Genomic DNA, 23,267 nt, shown 5'->3' on the forward strand with positions numbered 1-23,267 from the left:
GCAGCTTATTTAGGAGCCTGACCGATAAAGGTATCCAGGTCATCAACTACTTCATTATAGTTGCGTACAGCTTCAGCATAGTTTCCCTCTTTCGCAGCACCATCAATTTTCTCAAAGTGAACCGCGATATCTTTCGCTAACTCACGAGCGACAGGTTGATCCCCAGGTAAAAGATTACGCGCAACATAGCTAAGATCGTGACGCAACGATCCCAAAGGTCCGTGGATAAAATTACCTACATAGATCCAATCTTGCTTTTGAATCAGTTGCTTAAGTTCGGGAAGACGCTCTCTGACATTAACCACAGGAGTTAGCGATCGCGAAATTTGCGCGATGCGATCGGGTGTATAAGTCGGCGGTGCTTTCGCTTCCGGGCTTCCACAACTCACCAACAACGTCATCACCAGTACCAAAACTAACGAAAGAATAGACCGAAAATGTTTCATAACCAGATTTTGCAATTCAACGACTAGATCGAATTAAAGATATTTTCTCGGTGTAGGTAGCTAGCAAACGCCTCCCACACATAAATAAGGATAATGATTTTTGGGTAAAGATCGCGAATTTAGTCGAAATTAGTTGTTCAAGTCCATCTCTGCCGTCACCCGCTTGGATGACAACCCTTCCTTCCCTTAGCTAGAATCATAAAAATAATCAAGATTGTGGGAGTCTCACGTAACAATGTCTTTTCCTCTTGCAAAACTATGGGCTACCAGTATTTTTGTTGGCACTATGGTGTCACTAGATCTATTTTCCAGTCAACCTGCTTATGCTGGTTGTGGAAATTTTAACGCCTATGGATGGTCAGTAGATGTTTCCACTGGAAAAACAGTGGAAGTTTTTGAAATCGGAGAAGTGAGTACCTGTGGCAATATGCACAATAGTTTTGCTTCCTTCTCTAAGGATAACTTCGAGTTTGGTTGGGCTATATGTTATCTTCCTACCAGTTGCGAAAGTGGGTGGCAACCTAATACTCTATACGTCTATATTGACGGTAGACGAGAAACTGGTGAAGCAAATCCTCTAGGTTCACTTCGCTCAGATGGGTTATGTGTTCAGCAATCTGAGAGTCAGATGAAATATTGCTGGAAACCAATTTAACTAACATTCGGTAGATTGTCGTTGAAGTTGTGAATATTTTTCAATCTTTTCAGGGTAAGAGTTTTGAAAATTTGCCGATTTCCTAGGATGGACTCAATTTGTTTCTCACTTGTAGAATGTGTAAAAATTTATCAATAAATACTTGAGATTCCCATGACATTTATTGACGAAACCCAAGCCCAACAAGTGAGACAGAGAGTGCTAACAGCCCGAAGCGATCGCGAAAAATTTTTGCTACAAATGAAGCAGCGCCAGCAAAAAGGCTGGGAAGTAGCACAGCAGTGTGCGCGAATACTTTTTCAAGAATTTCGAGTCAAGCGCGTTGTCTTATTTGGTTCGTTGCTTGACTATCAGAAAATGACCGAAAATTGCGAAGGAAGTCGATCGAGTTATTCCTACTGGAAGTGACTGGCACAAACAACTTTTGCTTCAAATGGCAGTAGATATTCCTGAAGTGCGTCCGAGTGTGGTTTCTCAAATAACTTACGAGCAGTTAAATGAATTTCGTGGCTTCCGTCACGTAGTTCGCAGTCTCTATGCTTATAAGTTAGATCCTGACCAAGAATAATGGGTTTCAAGCCCCGTCCTTATAGGACGGCTTTGATGCTATTCTAAGAAAGTAGCCTGGTACAGACAGGATTCGTCGGTACTGTCTTAAGTTGACGACGTAAAGCGATACCAGTACATGAGGCGCGAACAACCTCTTAAAAAACGCACCGGACTCGACAGAGTACCGAAAACCAGTGGTTAAGAAATTTGCTTTTTCGAGTATCGTGGGGCGCACGAGAATTTACGCTTGGGGAGATATATCCCACTGGAACTAATTGCCGCTCTTGATAAAATTGCTTTTTTGTTAATTTGTCAAGGGAGGGGTCGAATCGGCGAGACTGATTCCTTTTAGTTGTAAGGAGTGTCGTTGAACCAAGAATCCCCGCGCCTTTAGGCAGGGGAGCGTCAAAGAGTTTTGGAATTAGCTAATCAGTTAACTGAGTGTTACCAAAACTTTGATGGGGATATTCAACAGTTTTTCTCGTCTTTACAGCGAGAGGGAAAAGATTGAAGTTTTTTCCCTCTCTCCCTTGTCTAAGTTTGGCGACGCAGAAAAGTGAGCAAATAACTGGTAATCTCTTCTTGCCAATGTTCTTGGGGATAGTGTTTGGCTTCTGCTAGTTTGATTAATTCTATATTCGAGTTGTTTTGGGCAAGATTTTCGGCTGCATCGCTGTCTAGCCAAGGATCTGCCATTCCCCAAACAATTAAGGTGGGTTTTTCCCAATTGGGTAATCCTGATTCGATTTCTGTCATTGCTGAGGACAGTTTCAGGTTTTCGATCGCCATTTTTAGCGATCGCCCTGCACCAGAACTCTGTAAAAATGGTTTACGGAAAACGGCTAAATCTCGATCGGAAATCTGGAAACCACTACCACTTTCGAGGGTTCGATCTACTAACAATGGGTCTTGGGTTAACATATCTCCCGCAAACGGCAAACCCCACTGTTTCATTTTCCAAGGTAATTTAGCAGTTTTGTCAATCGGTGTATTTAAAATGACCAAACGCGCGATCGCCTCCGGATTTCTCAAGGCATATTGTAAACCAGCCGAAGCTAAAAATCCTTGCACCACCAAGAAACATGACTCGATTTCTAAAGCCGAGAGAAAAGCTGTCAATCCTTCTACATAAGCATCTGGGGTATATTTAAACTCACGTCGATCGGGTTTGTCCGAGAAACCAAAACCAAGCCAGTCGGGTGCGAGCGATCGCATTCCTTTTTCTGCTAACTTAGGCATAATCTCGCACCAGGTAAAACTATGACCCGGTATCCCATGCAAAAATACCACTGGTGGTTGTTCATATTCCTGCTGCGGTTGCGCTTCCCGATAAAACCACTTCAGCGAACCAACTGCGATCGAGTTTTCCGTCGTAGACACCTTCAACCTTACCCCTAATCTATTGTTGTTGTTTAGCTTACCAGAGGCGACAGGGTAATTGGGGACTGGGAAGGGCAACCACGGGGGGTTTGCCCCTACGGAAGGGGACTGGTGGCTAGTGATTGGGGTTTGTAGAGACGTTGTATACAACGTCTCTACACAATTTCATCTAGCGTAGATAAAGCAAATTAATGTTAATTGTTCTTGTTTCCCCATTCACAATTCCTAATCACCAATCCCCAGTCCCCAGTCCCCAGTCCCCAGTCCCCAACAGTGCGCGTTCCCTAGCGCCGTGCGACGGCGCGGGGTCGCACTGCAATCCCCAATCCCTAATCACCAATCCCGAAATATTTGGTAATAAATGGTTAAGTAGATATTTACTTGCAGTTAACCAAAGGAGATTTTCCGTGAACGCAGCCGAACAAGCAAAGGGTTTAGAAGTTGCTAGTAAAATCGCCTCGATTGTGACTTTGTTCAAGTCTCAGTTTCCCGACGCAAAAGCCGATCTCAAACCCTGGAAAAATGACCCTGATACCCGCGAGTTGGTCGATCCTGACTCGATCGATATTGGCTTTCACTTCCCTGGTTGGAGTAGAAAAATTCAAAGCCGTAGCATCTTAGTACAGATTCGTTTTTACGAAGATCCTTTGGATAAATCGACCAAACTGATTGGTTTGGAAACCGCAGGATTTAATCACCAAGGACAAGCGTGGCGACTTTCAACGGTTGATAACTGGCAATTAGTGGGTAATTATCAACCTACACCAGATGTGGGCGAAAAGCTGAAAAACTTTTGCCGCCAGGTTTTTGAGTTATTCAATAGCTAAGTTTAATTGGGTGCGTTCTTAGCAGCGCACCCAAAAGGAGAATGATACGTTGTCTCCCTTTTCCCAAACCAAGTGTAACGGTTATCGCGTAGTTGTTCGTAAGCGCGATCGCCGATCCATTTCATTCCTGGTAGCGATCGATAAGCGGCAATGAATAAATCCCCCGCAGGTAACAAATTTACTATTTCCTCGGCTGCTGCTGCACCTTGCCAGCGACGATCGTGTTTTTCATTATCGATCAAAATCATCCCTAGTTCGCAATCTTTGGGACTAATCTCGAACTTTTGCAACATTTCTTCGTTTTGCATCGGCGTGTAATCGAATAGCTGAGCGCGATCGAAGTTTTCTAAGAGTTGCGTAAAAGTTACGCAAAGGTTGCAGTTACCATCATAAATAACGTGATATCTCATCTTGATAAAAGTTATGAAAAATTATTACAATCTTGAGTAATTCTAGTTTATACATATTATTGGAGGCTGAATACCGAAACGTCTCACTAAAATTTAAACTGACGTGAGGTGTAAACAGATGCAAGCAAAGCAATTGAGAGGGGTAACGAAAGTAACGCTGACTATTTTATCCACAGTGTTTACTTGTTTTCGAGTAACTTTACCAGCATCAGCACAAAACTTTAGCGACATTCGGGGTCACTGGGGACAAGTTTGCATCGAACAGTTAGCCCAGCGACAAATTATTAAAGGTTATCCTGATGGAACTTTTAAACCTAATAATGTCGTGAATCGGGCTGAATTTGCTGTCGCGACAAACAATGCTTTCCCTGATGCTACCACAGTACGCAATCCAGTAGAATTTGTTGATATTCCTTCTAACCATTGGGCGGCGGTTAAGATTAAAAATTCTTATCAAACAGGGTTTATTTCTAGCTATCCAGGTGGCTTATTTCGACCGAGAGAAGAAATTACGCGATCGCAAGCTTTAGCAGGTTTAGCCAGTGGCTTAAATTATTCTCCCACGAAATCTGCTACAGCAATCCTAAATTCTGCCTTCGCTGATGCTAATGAAATTCGCGAATTCTATCGCGAAGATATTGCTGCGGCTACAGAACATAATTTAGTCGTAATTAAACCAGGTTCGGAATCTTTTCGCACCCAACGTCTTAATCCTAACGAATTGGTAACTAGAGCTGAATTAGCTACTTTTTTGTGTCAAGCCTTAATTGAACCTAGCATAGTTTCTCAACAATATATCGCCAAAACTGACCGCTATGAAGCTATTTCTGAAAAAGCCGAATCAGGTAGCACCAAGGCGGAACTTATTTATCAAAAAGGCGGCGAATTAGAAGCTGGTAAACCACTGGCTGCTAATATTCGCTTACAAGTTACTCGCTACGGGAGTACGCTTTTAGATCGACCAGTTAAAGCCCTTTCTACAGAACAAAGTCGCGAACTGAATTTAGTTAAATTACGCACTGTTCGCGATCTAGATGGCAACGGCGAACCAGAAATTGTTGTCGATTTATTTGCGCCAAATCCTCAGCAAAATTGCTGTAATATTTCTTTGATTTATGACTATCAATCTGAACGCAGTCGCTATACAGCTAGCGAACATTCTTGGTTCGATGGTGACTACAAAATTCAAGATGTAGATAAAAATAATGTCCCTGAATTTCACGCTATTAATCAGGTTTGGGAAAAGTTGGTTGGTAAAGATTTAACTGCGGCTTATCCGCTTTTGATTTTGCAGTATCGTCAGGGTAAACTGGAAAATGTTACTCGCGAATATCCAGATTCGGTTTATAATGATGCTTATCGACTTTGGAGAGAATATCAACAAGCAAAAGCAAGTAATAAAAATTTTGCTCCGATTTTTTTATACGGCTATATGGCAAATAAATATTTATTAGGTCAAGAAGAGGATGGTTGGGAAAGAGTAAGACAAGTTTATCAAGGAGAAGATAAAGAACAATTTATCACTCGAATCCAAGATTTTCTCGCAACTAATGGTTATCTTGAAAATTAGGGTATTGGGGATTAGTGATTGGGGATTGGGGATTGGGAAATTGGGGATTAGGAAATTGGGGATTAGTGATTGGGGATTAGGGATTTTGGTAACTGATAATTGATAACTGGTAAATGCGGGTACGTGCTAACTGATAAATGTTAACTGATAAATGACTATTATAGCTATTGATTTCGGTACTACTAATACAGTTGTTTCTTGTTTAGACTCTGGAGAAGAAACTACAAAAACGCTCAATTTAACCGAAATTTCTCGTCAATGTACTAGCCAAAATGGTGAAGTAAATGTCGTGCCTTCTGTGGTATTTATTCGCGATTCTGAGACGAAGTTAGTTGGTGAGGCTGTTCGCAAACAAAATTTGGGTAAAGACGCGCCAGAACGACTATTTCATGGCTTTAAAAAGGATTTAGCCGCCGAATACAGACCCCCAGCTAGGGAAATCGAGGGGGAAACTTATACGACTGAAGCGATCGCGGAATTTTTCCTCTTACAAATTTGGCAAAAAGTCTTAGCACAAAATATTACACCTAGTCAAGTAATTTTGACTGCACCAATTGCCACTTTTCCACGTTATCTTAACTGGTTGCAAAACTTAGGAGAACAATTAAATCTCCCGACGCAAATAATTGACGAAGCGACCGCAGCCGCTTATGGTTACAAAGTAACTAATCCTGGTTCAATTGTGTTAGTAGTAGATTTTGGTGCTACTAGTTTAGATTTAAGCTTGGTGAATATTGTTGCAGCTTCCCCAGGACAAAAAGTCTTAAAATCCGAACTTCTCGCTCATACAGAAGCTTTCTTAGGTGGAGTGGATATCGATCGCGCGATCGCGGAAAACCATCTGCAAAAAATTGGTTCCTCGCGAACTTCCACCCGACAAAACGATTGGCAAAATTTACTCATAGCAGCCGAACAAATCAAAATCCAACTTGCTACCAACCCTGAAGCCAAGATCGACGAGATCGAGTTAAATCAGCGAGAGTTTGCCGCAATTTTACACTCCAATTCAATTTTACCACAAATCGAAAACGCGATCGCCGAAATTTTAGCTTCCGCCCTCGGCAAAGGTATTAGTCAAGAACAAATCAACCAAGTCTTATTAGTAGGCGGTAGCTGTCAAATTCCACCCATACAACAATTATTTATTAATAAATTTGGACAAGAAAAAATTAAAGCAGATTTGTCTCTTGTAGCCGTAGTCAAAGGCGCACTAGAATTAGGAAAAATTATTGGTACAAAAAATTATCTTCAACACAGTTATGCAATTCGCCTTTGGAACCCCGAAACAGAAAATTATTTTTATCAAACTTTATTAGCCAAAGGGACTTCCTACCCAACCGAAAAACCGCAAACAATTACGTTACAAGCTGCCCAAAATAACCAAAGAGAAATTAGATTAGAAATAGGAGAACTCAGAAACGTCGCCGCAGTCGAAGTCACTTATAACTCTCAAGGTCAAATTACCAGCAACGAACTCCCCCAACAAACTGAATTTAACTTACTCTCAAAAGAGACAAACCAAGCTTGTGTTATCGACCTAAATCCTAACGCACAAACAGGAATAGATCGCCTTAAATTGGATGTAGAAATCAATCCTCAAGGAAATTTATTACTCACAATTCGCGACTTGCTAACCAAGCAAATCTTACTCGGAAGAGTAACAATGGTAGCTAATCCTAATCCCCCCACAATGATGAATGGAATCCCTACAAATGGTGCAAGTTTAGGTGGATTAGCAGGAACTAAAAAACGGCTGGGAATTGAAACTACCGAAGCAGAAGAAACAGAACCAGCAAATTCCCCAGCAGTGATAGATTGGAGTTTATTATCATGTCGCTACAATCTCACTGGACATAGTAAGAAAATCACCTCTTTAGCAATTACTCCCGACGGACAAATTTTAGCTAGTGGAAGTGGCGATAAAACGATTCGTTTGTGGCATTTAGCCACCGGAAGATGGTGGCGAACTCTTACCAGTCATACAGCTACAGTTACATCTTTAAAAATTAGTCCTGATGGGAAACTTCTAGCGAGCGGCAGTCAAGATAAAACCGTGCGTTTGTGGTACTTACGCAATGGCGAATGTTTGCGAATTTATCAAGATTATCGCGAACCCATTTTTGCGGTTGAATTTAATAGTAATGGACAATTACTTTTGACGGGAGGCTGGGAAACAAATATTACTATCCGAGAATTATTTGGCAGAAATTTACCGCAAAAAATTCCCGCCCATCAAGGCGGAGTTACGGCAATTGTTGGTAGCCCAAACGAAGAAAGTTTTGTTAGTTGTGGCGAAAATAAAATTAAATTGTGGAGTTTGTCAACAAGAGAATTAATTCATACATTTACTAGCGACAACGCTTTAATTTCTTGTCTGGCAATTAGCCCTAATGGACAGTTACTTGCTGCGGGCGGAAATAACCTAAAATTGTGGCATTTAGGAACGGGAGAGTTAATTCATACTTTAGCTGGTAGTTCCGTTGGAGTTGCTTCAGTTAGTTTTAGTCCCGACGGACAAATCTTAGCTAGCGGAGTTTATGGTAAAATTGACTTATGGGATGTAAGTTCTGGGGAATTAGTGCGGAGTTTGAGCGGACATTCGGGTGAAGTTGCGGCTGTTACTTTTCAGGGAAATAAGTTAGTTAGTGGCGATGGAGATGGGATTATTAAAGTTTGGTCAGTTGGTGATAGTAGCGATTGAAAATAATATCAAATCCGGTTAATTAGTCATATAGCGGGTAAGATGCCCGCACTAGGTGAAATGGTTTAGTATTGTAGTGATCCCATCTTGGTCGCTGTTTTTTAACTATGGTTATTCTTCCGTATTTGATATAATTTTTCGCGCTTCTGGGAAAATCTGGCTTGGTCAAGAGTTGCGATCGCCCAATCGTTTAACATATTGTAACAATGAAACCAAACTGGTTCGCTAGTAACCATGCAAAATAGGCGATCGCAGTAAGCTACATATACCTAACCTAAGAGAGGAGAATCAACCAAATGTTAGAAACATATCGTCAACACACAGCCGAAAGAGAAGCAATGGGGATACCACCCCTACCCTTAAACGCACAGCAAACCTCAGAATTGTGTGAATTGCTGAAAAATCCCCCCGAAGGAGAAGCAGAATATCTGTTAGATTTATTGCGCGATCGCATCCCTCCTGGGGTAGATGAAGCCGCTTACATCAAAGCCGGATTTCTCACCGCCGTAGCCAAAGGTGAAATCAAATGTCCCTTGATTGTACCCCAAGCCGCAATCTTCCTTTTAGGAACCATGATTGGCGGCTACAACGTCCAATCCTTAGTCACCCTACTCAAAGCAAAAGATAGCAACATCGCCTCAGCAGCCGCTACCGCCTTAAGCAAGATTACCTTAGTCTTCGATAGCTTCAACGATGTCTTGCAACTAAGCGAAAAAAACCCCTATGCTAAACAAGTAATCGACGCTTGGGCAAACGCCGCTTGGTTCATCGGTCGTCCGAAAGTCCCCGAAACCATCAAAGTCACCGTCTTTAAAGTCCCCGGAGAAACCAACACCGACGACTTATCACCCGCCCCCCACGCCACCACCCGCCCCGACATTCCCCTTCACGCCCTCGCCATGTTAGAATCCCTCATGCCAGAGGGAATCGCAACCATCACCGAATTAAAGCAAAAAGGACATCCCGTTGCCTATGTTGGCGATGTCGTCGGCACAGGTTCCTCCCGTAAATCTGCAATCAACTCCTTACTTTGGCACATCGGCGACGACATCCCCTTCGTACCCAACAAACGAGCCGGAGGTTATATTTTAGGAGGAAAAATCGCCCCCATCTTCTTCAATACTGGCGAAGACTCCGGCGCATTCCCCCTCGAATGCGATGTCACCAAAATGAACACCGGAGATGTCATCACCATCCATCCCTACGCAGGCAAAATTACCAACGAAGCAGGCGAAACCATCTCCACCTTCACCCTCAAACCCGATACCATCCTCGACGAAGTTCGCGCAGGGGGACGCATTCCCCTACTTATCGGACGCGGCTTAACCGACAAAACCCGCGCCGCCATTGGCTTAGAAACATCAACCATCTTCACCCGTCCCCAACTACCAACCGACACCGGAAAAGGCTACACCCTCGCCCAAAAAATGGTCGGCAAAGCCTGCGGTTTACCCGGAGTTCGCCCCGGTACATCCTGCGAACCAATTATGACCACCGTTGGTTCCCAAGACACCACCGGACCCATGACACGCGACGAACTCAAAGAACTCGCTTGTCTCGGCTTCAACGCAGACTTAGTTATCCAAACCTTCTGTCACACCGCCGCTTATCCCAAACCCGTTGACATCCAAACCCACAAAAACCTACCCGACTTCTTCGCCACTCGCGGCGGTGTCGCCCTACGTCCCGGCGATGGTATCATCCATTCTTGGCTAAACCGGATGTTATTACCAGATACCGTCGGTACAGGTGGCGACTCCCACACCCGCTTCCCCTTGGGCATTTCCTTCCCCGCAGGTTCCGGCTTAGTCGCCTTTGCTGCGGCATTAGGTGTCATGCCTTTAGATATGCCCGAATCAGTTTTAGTCAAGTTTACCGGGGAATTGCAGCCCGGAGTAACCCTACGAGATATCGTCAATGCTATTCCTTGGGTAGCCATGCAACAAGGTAAACTCACAGTCGGCAAAGAAAATAAGCAAAACGTCTTCAACGGACGCATCATGGAAATGGAAGGTTTGCCCGACTTAAAAGTCGAACAAGCTTTTGAATTAACCGACGCAACCGCCGAACGTTCCTGCGCTGGTTGTACGATTAAACTAGGCGAAGAAACCGTCAAAGAATATCTTCGTTCCAACATTTCCTTAATGAAAAATATGATTGCGCGGGGCTATCAAGACTCGCGGACACTCGCCCGTCGCATCGCCAAAATGGAACAATGGTTGCAAAATCCCGAACTAATGTCCGCCGATGAAAACGCCGAATATACTGATGTCATTGAAGTCAACTTAAACGAAATCAAAGAACCAATTGTTGCCGCACCCAACGACCCCGATAATGTTAAATTAATGTCTGAATGTGCTGGCGACAAAATTGACGAAGTATTTATCGGTTCCTGCATGACCAATATTGGGCATTATCGCGCCGCCGCGAAAGTGTTAGAAAATGCTGGAAAAGTTAAAGGACGTTTATGGATTTGTCCACCAACTCGTATGGACGAAAAACAACTGCGCGAAGAAGGAGTTTATGGTGTATTTGCTGCGGCTGGGGCGCGGACAGAAATGCCCGGATGTTCTCTTTGTATGGGCAACCAAGCCAGAGTAGAAGATAACGCAACTGTCTTTTCTACTTCTACGAGAAACTTCAATAATCGTATGGGTAAAGGGGCGCGAGTTTATCTTGGTTCGGCAGAATTAGCCGCAGTTTGTGCGTTATTAGGACGCATTCCCACGGTGGAAGAATACCTGGAAATAATCACTGAAAAACTTGACCCCTTCGCCGATGAATTATATCGCTATCTCAACTTCGATCAAATTGCTGGATTTGAAGATGAAGGGCGAGTAATTCCTTTGGAAGAAATGCCCAAAATAGAAGACATTTTGGGTATGCCGACGGCGGCGGCTAAGTAGTTATAATTGGAGAGTGGGCTTTGGCTCACTCTTTGATTTTTTCTCCGTGTAGTTGAGTAATTATGCCCGCGAAGGATAGTTATCATGATGCTGTGAAAAATGCTTTAATTAAGGATGGTTGGGAGATTACCGCCGACCCTTATCCGATTAGATATCAAGAAATTCGACTTTTTGCTGACCTTGCTGGAGAAAAGACTCTTTCTGCTACGAAATCAGGAAAACAAATTGTGATTGAAGTTAAAAGTTTTCTGGGTCGTTCGGCAATGCGTGAATTTGAAACAGCGTTAGGTCAATATCTTATTTATCGCGCTTTTCTTTCTGTCAAGAAAGCTGATTATACAATTTATTTAGCGATTGGTAAAAAGATTCATGAAGATTTTTTTCAGCAAAAAGCGATTAAATTTATTTTGCAGGAATACCAAGTTTTTTTATTAGTTATTGATTTTGATAAGGAGGAAATTGTTGAATGGATAAGTTAACTTATTATCAAACTGTTATCAAAAAAATATTAAATGAATATGAACGAATTTCTTTACAAGTTCCAGTTTCTGGTATTGATGAGATTTTTGTGTTTGACGATAATAAGAGTCAGTATTTATGGTATAATGTGGGCTGGGACGAAGGAAAAAGAGTGAAAGGAATTACAATTTATGTAAGAATTAAAAATGAGAAGATTTATGTTGAGGAAGATTGGACAGAAGAAGGAATTGCAACTGATTTGTTGAGAGAAGGTATCCCGAAAGAAGATATTGTTTTGGGTTTCCATCCACCAGAGGCGAGAAAGTTTACCGAATTTGCGATCGCGTAGCTCAGGGTTGCAGCTAAATAGTTATAATTTTAGAGTGAGTCTTTGGATCTCACTCTCTAAAGCTCTTGTTTTTCCTTAATTTTATGCCAGCTAAAGATATTTATCATGATGCAGTCAAAAATGCTTTAATTAAAGATGGCTGGACAATTACAGACGACCCTTATACTATCCAATATGAAGATGCAGAACTTTATGCAGATTTAGCAATAGAAAAAAGAACTACCAACGAAGGAAGTGAGTGTAAAATTATTATTGAAATCAAAAGCTTTATTAATCCTTCGCTGATGAGTGCTTTTGAAATGGCGTTAGGTCAATATATTTTGTATCGTAATTTTCTAAGATTAACAAATAAAGATTATGAAATTTACTTAGCAGTTAGAGATACTGTATACAATACTTTTTTTCAAAGAAAATCCGTTAATGCAATTGTAAAAATTAATCAAATTGCTTTGGTTATTTTCAATAATGAAAAGGAGGAAGTCACACAATGGATAAGTTAACTAATTATCGCACTTTAATTAAACAAATACTTACCGAATACAATAATTTATCTTCTCAATCCTCTAGTTGTAAGACTGAAACTTGTTTGGTTTTTGACGAGAATAACGATCATTATTTATGGCTAACTGTTGACTGGGAAGGAAGTAAACGACATAAGTATACCCGTGTTCATATTAGGATTAAAAATAACAAGATTTATATTGAAGAAGATTGGACTGAGGAAGGAATTGCTACTGATTTATTAAGAGAAGGTATCCCGAAAGAAGATATTGTCTTAGCTTTCCATCCACCAGACGTGAGGAAGTTTACCGAATTCGCGATCGCGTAACTCAGAGTTGCCGCTAAATAGTTATCAATGATTTGAGATTGTATCAAGGATACAGGGAGGAGATATGCTGACGGTTGTTTCGCCCGAAAAACTTTATCTTTCAGCCGGGACAGTGATGCGATCGCCTGCTACCTGGCAGGAGTATCAGGCTCTATGTGAGCAGCGAGGTGATGGGTCTATTCCTCGACTTAAATATCGTTCTGGAGAAGTGTTGTTGATGTCGCCATTACCTAAACATGGTAGAGATGCCCATTTGATTGCGGCTATCATTACGACGTTACTGGATTTTCAAGCTCAGGAATATGACGCATTTACCCCCGTAACAATGCAACTGCCAGAAGAAAGTGGCATTGAACCAGACTATTGTTTTTATATTGACCATTGGCAAGCTATTTCAGGTAAAGAACGAATTGATTGGCTCAATGACCCGCCACCGGATTTGGTACTCGAAATTGACATCACCAGTTATTCTGACGTGCAGGATTATCTACCCTATGAAGTGCCGGAAGTTTGGCTGTTTCGCAACCAACAACTGCTAATTTATCAACTCCAGGGAAATGCCTATCTTGTGGAGTCCCAGAGTCGCTATTTTCGGGGGCTGAATCTGTCGGAAATAGTGACGCGCGCTTTGACGGTAGCCTATGAGCGGAACACAAGCGCGGCAATTCGGGAGTTGAGGCGGAGTTTGGAGTGATAGGGAGCGGCTCTGCATCCCTTGCTGCCCCTTTATCAAAGGGATGGATTTGCCTTGAGCCTTTATTACCTCAAGGCAGGTGGTGTTTCAAAATACGTTAAATTTTACCTGTGCATCATCTTCATTCCTCGATCGCCGATCAATTAGTTTAAGACTCGTGACTAGCGATCGCCTAAACTTCCCACAGCTATAATATTTGGCATCAACGCTTTTAAGTCGAAAACCCTTGACAAAATAGGCAAAATATGTTACTAGAACTGAAACGATTTACGATTCCACCAGGACAAAAAATCTGGTTACATAACGTAACTTGGCAGGAATTAGAAGAAATTTTAGTAGATTTAGGAGAACATCGTGGTTCGAGAATTGCTTATGACAACGGAACATTAGAAATTATGACTCCTTTACCAGAACACGAAATTAGTAAAGTATTTATCACTAACTTTGTAGAATGTCTTTTGGAAGAATTAGACATAGATTTTTATCCCCTTGGTTCGACTACTTTCAAGAATAAAGAAATGTTGAAGGGAATTGAACCAGATAACTGCTTTTACATCGAAAATGAAGCAGCAGTGAGAGGCAAAAATCGACTCGATCTAACAGTTGATCCACCGCCAGATTTAGCATTAGAAATTGATGTTACTTCTCGAACCCATCCTAATATTTATGCAGCGTTAGGTGTGACTGAATTATGGCGTTTCGAGAAAGGAAAGTTACAAATTAATGTGTTGCAAGCTGGCAAATATACGGAAGTCGAATTTAGTCCTCATTTTCCTAATTTTCTTCTACAGTCAGCTATTCCCCAATATTTAGATCGGGTAAAAACTGAGGGAAGAAATAAGACGATGAAAGCATTTCGCGCTTGGGTGAGAGAGCAAATCGCTTAATAAAATTACTATTACTGCTGAGTTATTTTTAGGTACTCTTTAAATACTTTAGATAGGGTTTGCTGAAGAATTGTCAAAGGCTGAGACAATTGAATCTCTAACCACTAAACTTCGGCAGATGATTCCTGAATTAATGCTGCTGAACAATATTGTTCCGGCTAATTACCAAGGATTTCTACCGAAGCGTGTCGATGGGCTTGATTTTCAGCGATCGCGCAGACGAGAATGGGATGAGTAATCAATTTTTATTGTCTAGAGCAATGGTAAATCATTCGCGAAATTTGTTGTAGAGACGTTGTATGCAACATCTCTACATTTCTCGGAAAATTGTGCCACAATCAACAAATAAGGATTTACAGCAGGAAAAAAAATCGTGTTTGGCAAAATACGACAGATATTTAGTGGTGGAGAAAATCAACCGACTAACTCTTTAGTTGGAAAAGTGCTACGGCAACGTTACCAGATTACTGAAGAATTGGGAAGCGGTGGCATGGGGGAAACCTATGTCGCAATTGATTTAGATATTCCCACTAGCCCGAAACCTAAATGTGTTGTCAAGCGAATTAAGCCGCAACAAAAGCACAATCCTCATATTATCCGTTTGTTTCGTGAAGAAGGCGCAGCCCTGTATAAATTGTCGCAAAATTATGACCGCATAAACTCGTTTGATTGGTAACTGAACAAAGGCGGCTGCTTCGTTCGGGGTAAAAATTGCTGACATTTTTCAGGATAAAATTGTTCCCTTTACAGGGAATAGTTTAGCATAGTCTGAGAAAAATGAGGTAAAGAATACAGGATAGGCTGGAGAAGCTTGATTGTCCAAGAAGTATCTTCACTTGGTAGAAAATAAGCTTAGATCGGTCATTTGATGATCTAATTAGCATATCGCCCTTGCTGGGGTTTTTCTGAAGCTAGTTACAAAAGTATTCTTTGCTGAACTAAGTTGGAGACAGGTTGTACTTGACACTGACTTTGCGGTAACTCTGTGGTTATCTTTGATTAAGTTAAAATTGAAAGAGAGTCATTGCACCAAGCACCAGTGATGTCAAAATTTTAGCTATGCCATTAAAGTGAGGAGTAAAGAAGTTTGCCCACAGCAGCACAAGCAATTCAAGCTGCAATTTTGTGTCAGTGGTTGTCAAATGGATACCAGCCGATTAATATTTTTCGTTACGATGCGAAAATCAAAACCCTTTATCTGCAAGCTGGTACTACTGATGATATAGCGCTCATTGTTTTCCCAGACGGAAGTTGGAGTTTTGTCTAATGAATAATTTAAAACAAATGACTACCGCGCAACTCAAACAGTATCTTTCTGAGAATAGAAATAATAACTCTCGATTTAGCGAAGCTTTAAGCGAGTTAATGAGTCGGAATTCTAACCCGACAGTTTACCCACCAGATTTACCTTTGGAAGAAATTGAGCGAGTCATGCAAGATAAAATCAAGGAAGTTCGTCAAGCTAATCAAAGTGAATAGACATTACGGGTAATGTCTATAGAGAATATTTATAGCTATTAAGTCCCATTATGACTACATATTACGAAGTCCTGAATCAAGTTCAAAACCTGACTCCTGATGAACAATTGCGGTTACTAGAAGAACTAGCAAGTATCGCACGTCATCGTCTTGCATCCAACGTTAATCAAACACCACCAGTTAGTCAAAAATGGCAAGGATTTTTACTAAAGTGCGTCGATGGGCTTGATTTTCAGCGATCGCTCAGACGAGAATGGGATTAGTAATCAATATCTACTCTAGTAATCGTTTCTCAAAGTATATCCTTGAATTTTAATACAAGGTCTTAATTCAATTTCTATCCTCGTCTTTATCGCGTTAATTTGAGGTGCGACAGTAAAAGCAAATTTACCCCTTTCGCGATCGATAATTTCTAGACTTTCTACCAATTCATAGGTAAATGTTAATAAGGAGTTTTCAGCAACTTTTAGATCGATTTGTACCGACTCTTGAATTATATCTATCCCAAATCTGATGAATGTTCCCGCTTCATCCTGAGTTTCGTAACACCAGTAACCATCTTCGGGATTAGCAATTTTCGGTTCTGTCCAGAATAGTTCTAGTAAGGTTAAATGGTCAAGTTTTTCTCGTAACTGCATTTTCATTTTAATCTCCACCTCCATAAAATTCTGCACTCACGAATCTTCGCGTTCCATCTGACATTATTTCCCAAGAACGTTTGACTTTAGCAAATTTACTGGAGCTTCCCGTAAGCAAAGATTCACGTATTTCAATTTTAGCTTCTTTTACTATATTTAGATCGGAAACAAACTTTAGAGAGGAAAAGAGACATGGATTATACCACATCTCTAGAGAAAATTATACTCTCAGTTGATTACTCAACTTCCATAAAATTCTGCACTTACGAATCTTCGTGTTCCATCTGTCATTATTTCCCAGGAACTTTTGACTTTAGCAAATTTGCCGGATCTTCCTGCAAGCAAAGACTCACGGACTTCAATTTTAGCTTCTTTTACTATACCTGTTCTATCTCTAAAGGTTTTAGTAAATTCCTGAGTAATATTATTAGGAGTTTGCATAACTTGCTGAAGATGATCTATAATTATTTCTCTATCTTCGCTAGTATTCCAAAAACCTAATCGCTGGATTTGCTGAAAATTACTAGCAGCGCGAGGAGTATTATGAGCATCTGAGGCAATATTTTGATTAAATAAATAATCAATTTTTCTTTTATCCATTCTTGTTTCTTTCCTGTATTTTTATTAATTAATAAATTGTGAAAGCAGGAAAGAGTAAAAGAATTAAGGATAGAGAATTTGTCAGCTATCTTTTTATATTATCCAAGCTTAGTTACTATTCATTATAATAAGTTGCAACTAATTAATTTGTGCTAACAATAAATATCATAACAGATTTTTATCGAAAGAGCAAAGAAATTTTAGATTGATTATCGAAATAGAGAATAAGAGACGTTGCATGCAACGTCTCTACAAGGGAGGATGAATTAATCAATTCCCTCGATTCTATCTTCGACTTCTTGGTACAATTCGCGCAAACGATCTAAATTCCCTTCGCTGGTTTCCCAGTAACCGCGTCCGTTTACTTCTAATAATGTACCGACTAATTTGCGGAAGGAATTTGGGTTCAAATTCATCAACCGCTTGCACATTTCGGGGTCGTCGATAAAGGTGGTATTTACATCTTCATATACCCAATTATCTACTGCGCCTGCGGTTGCTGACCAGCCCATTGTATTTACCAGTCGCTTCGATAACTCCCGAACTCCTTCATAACCGTGGTTCAGCATTCCCTCGTACCATTTCGGGTTCAACAGTTTTGTCCGCGCATCTAAACGTACTGTTTCTTCTAAACTCCGTACTTGTGCGTTTGCTGTGGTAGTGTCGGCAATGTATGCACTCGGTTTCTTGCCATCTTTGCGTAAACTGGCGACAATTTTGGTGGGGTCGGAATCGAAATAGTGGGAAACGTCGGTTAAGCTAATCTCCGAGGAATCCAAATTTTGGAACGTCGCATCGGCTGTTTTTAAAGCAGCTTCAAAGACATCCCGCTTTTCATCCATCATTCCTGGATTATCGGAATTGAATGCAAATGATTTGCGCTTCAAATACATTTCTTGTAACTCCGATTCTTCCTCCCAAGTGCTATTTTCCACCGCGAGGTTGACATTAGAAGAATAGGAACCAGAAGCATTAGAAAAGACGCGAGTTGCTGCTTGACGCAGATTAATTCCCATCTCTTCAGCTTGTGCTAAAGCGTGTTTGCGAACAAAGTTCATTTCTGTTGGTTCGTTCGCTTCCGCAGCCATTTTCACCGCTTGGTCGAGCAAATTCATTTGGTTGATAAACAAATCGCGGAACACACCGGAACAATTCACGACTACATCAATGCGCGGACGACCTAATTCTTCGAGAGGTATCAACTCTAACTTATTCACTCGTCCCAACGCATCGGGTACAGGTTTTACCCCAACCATCCACATAATTTGCGCTAAGGATTCGCCGTAAGTCTTAATATTATCTGTACCCCACAAGACACAAGCGATCGTTTCTGGGTACTTGCCGCCATTCTCTGCCTTTTGTCGGTCTAATAAGCGGTCTACAACAATTTTCGCGGATTTGACCGCCGCTAACGTCGGAATCGATTGGGGGTCTAAGGCGTGGATATTTTTGCCTGTTGGTAAGACATTCGGATTGCGGATGGGGTCGCCTCCGGGTCCGGGAAGGACATATTCGCCTTCTAATGCTTGGAGTAAAGCCCCCAGTTCGTTATCTGCACAAACCTGCTGTAAACAAAACTCCAGATATTCAAACAAAGGTTTGAGGGTTTCTGGTTTAATTTGGGTGTAACCGAGGTCGTGTAACGCTTCAGTCCAAGGTTCTTTTTTACCCATTTTGAAGAAATTGAGTTTCGCAACTTTAGCGATGCGTCCATCTGCGTCTACTTGCGCTTGTACTAAACCAGCAACAGCCGCGCGAGTGGCTAAGGTAATCTCTTGCAAGAGTTGGACATCTTCCAGGATACCTTTGTCGCTGTTACGATAAATCTCCTCAATATCTCGTCCCAGACTTTCGGCGATAATCCGAGGTAGACTCAGCATACCTTCTTCTTCGCGATCCAGAGCAGCAATATTGACTAAAGTAGCGATCGCTTCTTCTGCTGTTGGTGGTTTCCCAATGACGTGCAAACCACAAGGCAATAACCGCGATTCGATCTCCATTAATTTACGATACACCGAACCGACGATATTATCTCGCTCTTCGGAACTCATATCTTTTGCGTCAACTTCTGGTAAATCGATATCCTTATCTAAATTCACCAGCCGACACTTATCCATAATCGTATTCACGATCGCTACACCGCGTCCTGTATCTTTAAGAGTTTGATAAGAACCAATCAACTCACTCAACTCTTGCAAACCCTTATACAAACCCGCATTTTCCGCCGGAGGAGTCAAATAAGAAATCGTTTCTGCATAACTCCGACGTTTAGCGATCGTCGCCTCACTAGGATTATTCGCCGCATAATAATACAAATTGGGGATCGTACCAATCAAATTATCTGGATAACATTCCCCTGACATCCCCATCTGTTTCCCGGGCATAAATTCTAGCGAACCGTGAGTCCCGAAATGCAGCACCGCGTCAGCTTGCCAAATTTCTGACAAATAAGTATAGTAAGCTGCAAACCCATGATGGGGCGAAGCCGAACGCGAGAACAACAACCGCATTGGGTCCCCTTCATAACCAAACGTCGGCTGCACCCCAATAAAGACATTCCCAAATTCTTTACCGTAAACCAGCAAATTCTGTCCGTCAGTATTCAAATGTCCCGGCGCTTCGCCCCAGTTCTCCTCCAAACGCTGATAATATGGTGTCAAGCGCTCGTATTCCATCACCGACATCCGATAAGCAATATTCAACTCTGGCGAACTATACTGAGCTTGAGCATCGTGAATTACCTGCTGCATCAACTCTCCAGGCGAATCCGGTAAATCCTGGACGTCATAACCATTATGTTTGAGCGATCGCATTACTTCGTAAATTGAGCCAAATACATCCAAATAAGCTGCCGTTCCCACGTTACCTTTATCCGGTGGGAAACTAAAGACGGTAATTGCTACTTTCTTATTCAGTTTCGGCTTCCGGCGCAAATTCGCCCATTTCAGCGCCCGTCGCGCTATAGCTTCGATCCGATCTTGGAGTGCGATCGCGCGTCCTGTTGCGCCATCTCTACCTGATAAAATAATTGGTTCGATCGCCCCATCCAACTCTGGAATCGCAATCTGTAACGCAACCTGAATGGGGTGCAGCCCCAAGTCAGAATCCTCCCATTCCTCCGTAGTTTGGAACACAAGGGGCAAAGCCACCATGTAAGGTTTATTTAAACGTTTTAACGATTCGATCGCCTTGGGATGGTCTTGTCGTGCGGGTCCACCCACCAACGCAAAACCAGTCAAAGAAATTACTACATCAATCAGAGGCGTTTTTTCCTTCCGTGTCGTGGTATCCCAGAAAAACTCATCCACAGGCTTAGAAAAATCTAATCCCCCAGCAAACACCGGAATCGTTCTCGCCCCCATCGACTCCAATTCTTGTACCATTGCGACATAATGAGCGTCATCTCTGGTAACTAAATGGGTTCGTTGTAAGACTAAACCTACACAGGGCGCAAGGGGGTCTTTTAAATCCTTCGGAATATCCGTGCGAGAATTAAACCAAGCGAAGTATTCTTCTACATTCTCAAACATCTTCGGTGCGAGAGGATGCCAAATACCCATATCGGGATATACTACGGGATCGGAATATTTAATATTTTCCCTAGCAACTGAACCGGGTTGTCCATCCTTAGACTTCAAAACATATTTATCCGCCAACATTAACAGGAAGTTTGCCAGGTTTTCGTCCGAACCTCCTAGCCAATATTGGAACGAGAGCATAAAATTACGAGCATCCTGTGCCTTATCAATCGGCATATATTTCAGGACTTTCGGCAATGTCCGCAACAGTTTGAGCATACCATCTTGGAAACTAGACCCAGATTGTTCTTTCCGCTTCCGCATAAATTGCGCGATCGCACTTTTACTCTGTCCTAATTGTGCCATCGAAAAGCTGCCCAATTTATTTAAGCGCATTACTTGGGGCATTGAGGGAAAGACGACGGCTGCGTCCAAGCGATCGCGATGGGGTTGTACTGCTTCTACTACTTTATCCGCTAAATCTTCAATAAAAATCAACGAAGCAATAAATATATTCGCCTCGGCAATATCTCGCTTAAAATCTTCGTAATTGTCCTTGTCGCGCAACTCTTCGATTAAGTAGCCACTGATTTCAAAAGCTACATTAGTATAATTCTCATTCAGCGATCGCACGGCGGCTGATAATGTGCTTTGATACTGAGGCTCTAGCACGACATAGACCACCTTGACAAGCGATCGTCCATTTAGGTTATCTGGTGCTATGTGGCGAATGGTGGACTTTACTGATGTGAACATTCAGTTATTCTCCTTCGTTGAAGCAATGGCTGGTAAAGATACAGACACGCTCTTTGTCGCGTCAGATCGAGGCTTCAGCAGTTTATCACCATTGACTGCTGAAAAAAGGCACTTAGGATTTTTTTATCAAAAAATGTTTACCTTTTAGCTATTTTCTGCTTGATTTGACACAATTCGATAACAATTTTGCAAATTTTCTTTACAATTATTTACAAATATGTGAGTGTTTACTCTTTGAGATTGGGGATTGGGGATTAGGGATTAGGGATTAGGGATTAGGGAGACAAGGAGTATAAACTGATAACTGATAACTGATAACTGTTCACTGAACCCAGTCACCAGTCCCCAGTCCCCAGTCCCAAACAAAATGGTAAAGTATGACATCCTGATTTTAGCTAACGGACCCGGAGAAGTAACGACTTGGGTGCGACCTGTGGTGAAAGCTTTACGAGAAAAGTTAGCTAGTCAGACCAGACAAATCAGAATCTCGGTGGTATTATCTCCTTGTAGTCATGCTACCGGAACTGAAGCACAAGTCGCGCAAAGTTACCCAGAAGTAGACCGAACGCAAGCAGCAAAGGATTTTTTCCCGTTTTTACTTTGGGGGAAAACGGCTCAAAATTGGGACTGGTGCGATAAGGGCGTGGTAGTCTTTTTAGGCGGGGATCAATTTTTTCCCGTTGTTATCGGTAAGCGTTTGGGTTATCGTACAGTTATTTACGCTGAAGTGGAAGCACGTTGGTATCAGTTCGGCGATCGCTTCGGGGTCAGGAAACCGGAAATAATTGCGAAAGTGCCAGAAAAATACCATCCTAAGTTTACCGTAGTTGGCGACTTAATGGCAGATATTGCCCAGGTGAGCGATGAGAGAGAAGAGGAAATAATTGGTATTTTACCGGGATCGAAGAGTTTGAAGCTAATTCCGGGAGTACCATTTACTTGTGCGATCGCCGAATACATTCATTCTCAACGTCCGCAAACTCGTTTTGTCATCCCAGTTGCACCGACGCTCGATATAGAAACTTTAGCACGATTTGGCGATCGCCAACATAACCCAGTAATTCCTAAATTCGGTAATGTTAGTGCTAAATTAGTTACCGATGAATCTCACTTTTATCTCGAAACAATTAACGGTTTAAAAATAGAACTTTTCACCGAATTTCCTGCTTACGAATTATTAGCCAAATGTTCTCTTTGTTTAACTACGGTTGGCGCTAATACAGCCGAATTAGCTGCTTTAGCTGTCCCAATGATCGTTTTACTACCGACACAACAATTAGATGTGATGCGAGCCTGGGATGGCATCCCGGGTCTACTTGCTAATTTACCACTAATCGGTGGTAATTTCGCCAAAATAATTAACTGGTTAGTCTTGCGAAAAAAACACTTTTATGCTTGGGCTAACATTTGGGCGAATGCGGAAATTGTACCAGAATTAGTAGGAAATTTGCAAGCAGAAGATGTCGCTGGAATGGCGATCGATTATTTAGAAAATCCAACAAAATTAGAGTCAATGCGCGAGAGACTCAGACAAGTACGCGGAGAAATTGGTGCAGCCGAAAAATTAGCTAAGATAATTGGGGAAGAACTGGAAATAATCAACTAAATTTTAGT

The 23,267-nt window shown here is 41.8% G+C and carries 24 protein-coding genes; 18 read left to right on the top strand and 6 right to left on the bottom strand.

What is annotated here, in order from left to right; genetic code table 11:
* Positions 1-5: 5 nt before the first annotated feature.
* Positions 6-446 carry a photosystem II protein PsbQ gene (psbQ, locus tag G3T18_RS03640; protein ID WP_224409167.1) on the bottom strand — a complete coding sequence of 147 codons (441 nt, stop codon included), beginning with the start codon at positions 444-446 and terminating at the stop codon, positions 6-8.
* Positions 447-681: 235 nt separating this feature from the next.
* Between psbQ and G3T18_RS03645 the strand changes: the two genes are divergently transcribed.
* The 3 genes from G3T18_RS03645 to G3T18_RS25435 all read left to right on the top strand — a co-directional run bounded on the left by G3T18_RS03645 (position 682) and on the right by G3T18_RS25435 (position 1,669).
* On the top strand, positions 682-1,101 hold the full coding sequence (locus G3T18_RS03645) for a hypothetical protein (protein ID WP_224409168.1): 420 nt from the start codon (positions 682-684) through the stop codon (positions 1,099-1,101).
* A gap of 153 nt (positions 1,102-1,254) precedes the next feature.
* Positions 1,255-1,509 (top strand): hypothetical protein, encoded by a 255-nt coding sequence (locus G3T18_RS03650; RefSeq protein WP_224409169.1) that lies wholly within the window; start codon positions 1,255-1,257, stop codon positions 1,507-1,509.
* Positions 1,510-1,525: 16 nt separating this feature from the next.
* Positions 1,526-1,669, top strand: a complete 144-nt coding sequence (locus G3T18_RS25435; protein WP_397333906.1) for a ribonuclease toxin HepT-like protein — start codon at positions 1,526-1,528, stop codon at positions 1,667-1,669.
* 515 nt (positions 1,670-2,184) lie between these two features.
* Here the strand turns inward: G3T18_RS25435 and G3T18_RS03655 are convergent.
* Positions 2,185-3,030: an alpha/beta fold hydrolase gene (locus G3T18_RS03655; protein WP_224409170.1), complete on the bottom strand. Its 846-nt coding sequence runs from the start codon at positions 3,028-3,030 to the stop codon at positions 2,185-2,187.
* Between the two features lie 407 nt (positions 3,031-3,437).
* Here G3T18_RS03655 and G3T18_RS03660 point away from each other — a divergent pair, with 407 nt between their 5' ends.
* Positions 3,438-3,857: a hypothetical protein gene (locus tag G3T18_RS03660; protein WP_224409171.1), complete on the top strand. Its 420-nt coding sequence runs from the start codon at positions 3,438-3,440 to the stop codon at positions 3,855-3,857.
* 2 nt (positions 3,858-3,859) lie between these two features.
* Here G3T18_RS03660 and G3T18_RS03665 read toward each other — a convergent pair whose 3' ends face one another.
* Positions 3,860-4,267, bottom strand: coding sequence for a thiol-disulfide oxidoreductase DCC family protein (locus G3T18_RS03665; RefSeq protein WP_224409172.1), 408 nt, complete (start codon positions 4,265-4,267; stop codon positions 3,860-3,862).
* Between the two features lie 118 nt (positions 4,268-4,385).
* On the opposite strand from G3T18_RS03665, the gene G3T18_RS03670 reads away from it, so the two are divergent.
* From G3T18_RS03670 to G3T18_RS03735, 13 genes are all read left to right on the top strand, one after another.
* On the top strand, positions 4,386-5,837 hold the full coding sequence (locus G3T18_RS03670; RefSeq protein ID WP_224409173.1) for an S-layer homology domain-containing protein: 1,452 nt from the start codon (positions 4,386-4,388) through the stop codon (positions 5,835-5,837).
* A 151-nt stretch (positions 5,838-5,988) separates the two neighbouring features.
* Entirely contained in the window at positions 5,989-8,538 is a 2,550-nt protein-coding gene (locus G3T18_RS03675) for a WD40 domain-containing protein (protein ID WP_224409174.1), read from the top strand.
* 296 nt (positions 8,539-8,834) lie between these two features.
* Positions 8,835-11,444 carry a bifunctional aconitate hydratase 2/2-methylisocitrate dehydratase gene (gene acnB / locus G3T18_RS03680; RefSeq protein WP_224409175.1) on the top strand — a complete coding sequence of 870 codons (2,610 nt, stop codon included), beginning with the start codon at positions 8,835-8,837 and terminating at the stop codon, positions 11,442-11,444.
* A gap of 62 nt (positions 11,445-11,506) precedes the next feature.
* Positions 11,507-11,923: a XisH family protein gene (locus G3T18_RS03685; RefSeq protein ID WP_224409176.1), complete on the top strand. Its 417-nt coding sequence runs from the start codon at positions 11,507-11,509 to the stop codon at positions 11,921-11,923.
* Positions 11,911-12,252, top strand: coding sequence for a XisI protein (locus tag G3T18_RS03690; RefSeq protein ID WP_224409177.1), 342 nt, complete (start codon positions 11,911-11,913; stop codon positions 12,250-12,252). The genes G3T18_RS03685 and G3T18_RS03690 overlap by 13 nt, the downstream gene beginning before the upstream one ends.
* A gap of 83 nt (positions 12,253-12,335) precedes the next feature.
* Positions 12,336-12,752, top strand: a complete 417-nt coding sequence (locus tag G3T18_RS03695) for a XisH family protein (protein ID WP_224409178.1) — start codon at positions 12,336-12,338, stop codon at positions 12,750-12,752.
* Entirely contained in the window at positions 12,740-13,081 is a 342-nt protein-coding gene (locus G3T18_RS03700; protein ID WP_224409179.1) for a XisI protein, read from the top strand. The genes G3T18_RS03695 and G3T18_RS03700 overlap by 13 nt, the downstream gene beginning before the upstream one ends.
* A gap of 64 nt (positions 13,082-13,145) precedes the next feature.
* The gene (locus G3T18_RS03705) at positions 13,146-13,775 is read left to right on the top strand and encodes a Uma2 family endonuclease (RefSeq protein WP_224409180.1); all 630 of its coding nucleotides are present in this window, start codon (positions 13,146-13,148) and stop codon (positions 13,773-13,775) included.
* Between the two features lie 245 nt (positions 13,776-14,020).
* The gene (locus tag G3T18_RS03710) at positions 14,021-14,662 is read left to right on the top strand and encodes a Uma2 family endonuclease (protein ID WP_224409181.1); all 642 of its coding nucleotides are present in this window, start codon (positions 14,021-14,023) and stop codon (positions 14,660-14,662) included.
* Positions 14,663-15,035: 373 nt separating this feature from the next.
* The gene (locus tag G3T18_RS03720) at positions 15,036-15,338 is read left to right on the top strand and encodes a hypothetical protein (RefSeq protein WP_224409183.1); all 303 of its coding nucleotides are present in this window, start codon (positions 15,036-15,038) and stop codon (positions 15,336-15,338) included.
* A 411-nt stretch (positions 15,339-15,749) separates the two neighbouring features.
* Complete coding sequence (locus G3T18_RS03725) at positions 15,750-15,929, top strand: DUF6888 family protein (protein ID WP_224409184.1); 180 nt, start codon at positions 15,750-15,752, stop codon at positions 15,927-15,929.
* A complete protein-coding gene (locus G3T18_RS03730) occupies positions 15,929-16,141 on the top strand; it encodes a DUF6887 family protein (protein ID WP_397333907.1) in 213 nt (70 codons plus the stop codon). Before G3T18_RS03725 ends, G3T18_RS03730 begins: the two co-directional genes overlap by 1 nt.
* A gap of 50 nt (positions 16,142-16,191) precedes the next feature.
* Complete coding sequence (locus tag G3T18_RS03735) at positions 16,192-16,404, top strand: hypothetical protein (protein ID WP_224409186.1); 213 nt, start codon at positions 16,192-16,194, stop codon at positions 16,402-16,404.
* A 15-nt stretch (positions 16,405-16,419) separates the two neighbouring features.
* On the opposite strand, the gene G3T18_RS03740 is transcribed toward G3T18_RS03735, so the two are convergent.
* The 3 genes from G3T18_RS03740 to G3T18_RS03750 all read right to left on the bottom strand — a co-directional run bounded on the left by G3T18_RS03740 (position 16,420) and on the right by G3T18_RS03750 (position 21,653).
* Positions 16,420-16,785 carry a hypothetical protein gene (locus G3T18_RS03740; protein WP_224409187.1) on the bottom strand — a complete coding sequence of 122 codons (366 nt, stop codon included), beginning with the start codon at positions 16,783-16,785 and terminating at the stop codon, positions 16,420-16,422.
* Positions 16,786-17,019: 234 nt separating this feature from the next.
* Positions 17,020-17,379 (bottom strand): hypothetical protein, encoded by a 360-nt coding sequence (locus tag G3T18_RS03745; RefSeq protein WP_224409188.1) that lies wholly within the window; start codon positions 17,377-17,379, stop codon positions 17,020-17,022.
* 266 nt (positions 17,380-17,645) lie between these two features.
* On the bottom strand, positions 17,646-21,653 hold the full coding sequence (locus G3T18_RS03750; RefSeq protein WP_224409189.1) for a magnesium chelatase subunit H: 4,008 nt from the start codon (positions 21,651-21,653) through the stop codon (positions 17,646-17,648).
* A 367-nt stretch (positions 21,654-22,020) separates the two neighbouring features.
* Between G3T18_RS03750 and G3T18_RS03755 the strand changes: the two genes are divergently transcribed.
* The gene (locus G3T18_RS03755) at positions 22,021-23,259 is read left to right on the top strand and encodes a glycosyltransferase family protein (RefSeq protein WP_224409190.1); all 1,239 of its coding nucleotides are present in this window, start codon (positions 22,021-22,023) and stop codon (positions 23,257-23,259) included.
* Positions 23,260-23,267: the final 8 nt, after the last annotated feature.

It is taken from the genome of Oscillatoria salina IIICB1 (genome assembly GCF_020144665.1).
In the GTDB taxonomy this organism is placed as follows: domain Bacteria; phylum Cyanobacteriota; class Cyanobacteriia; order Cyanobacteriales; family SIO1D9; genus IIICB1.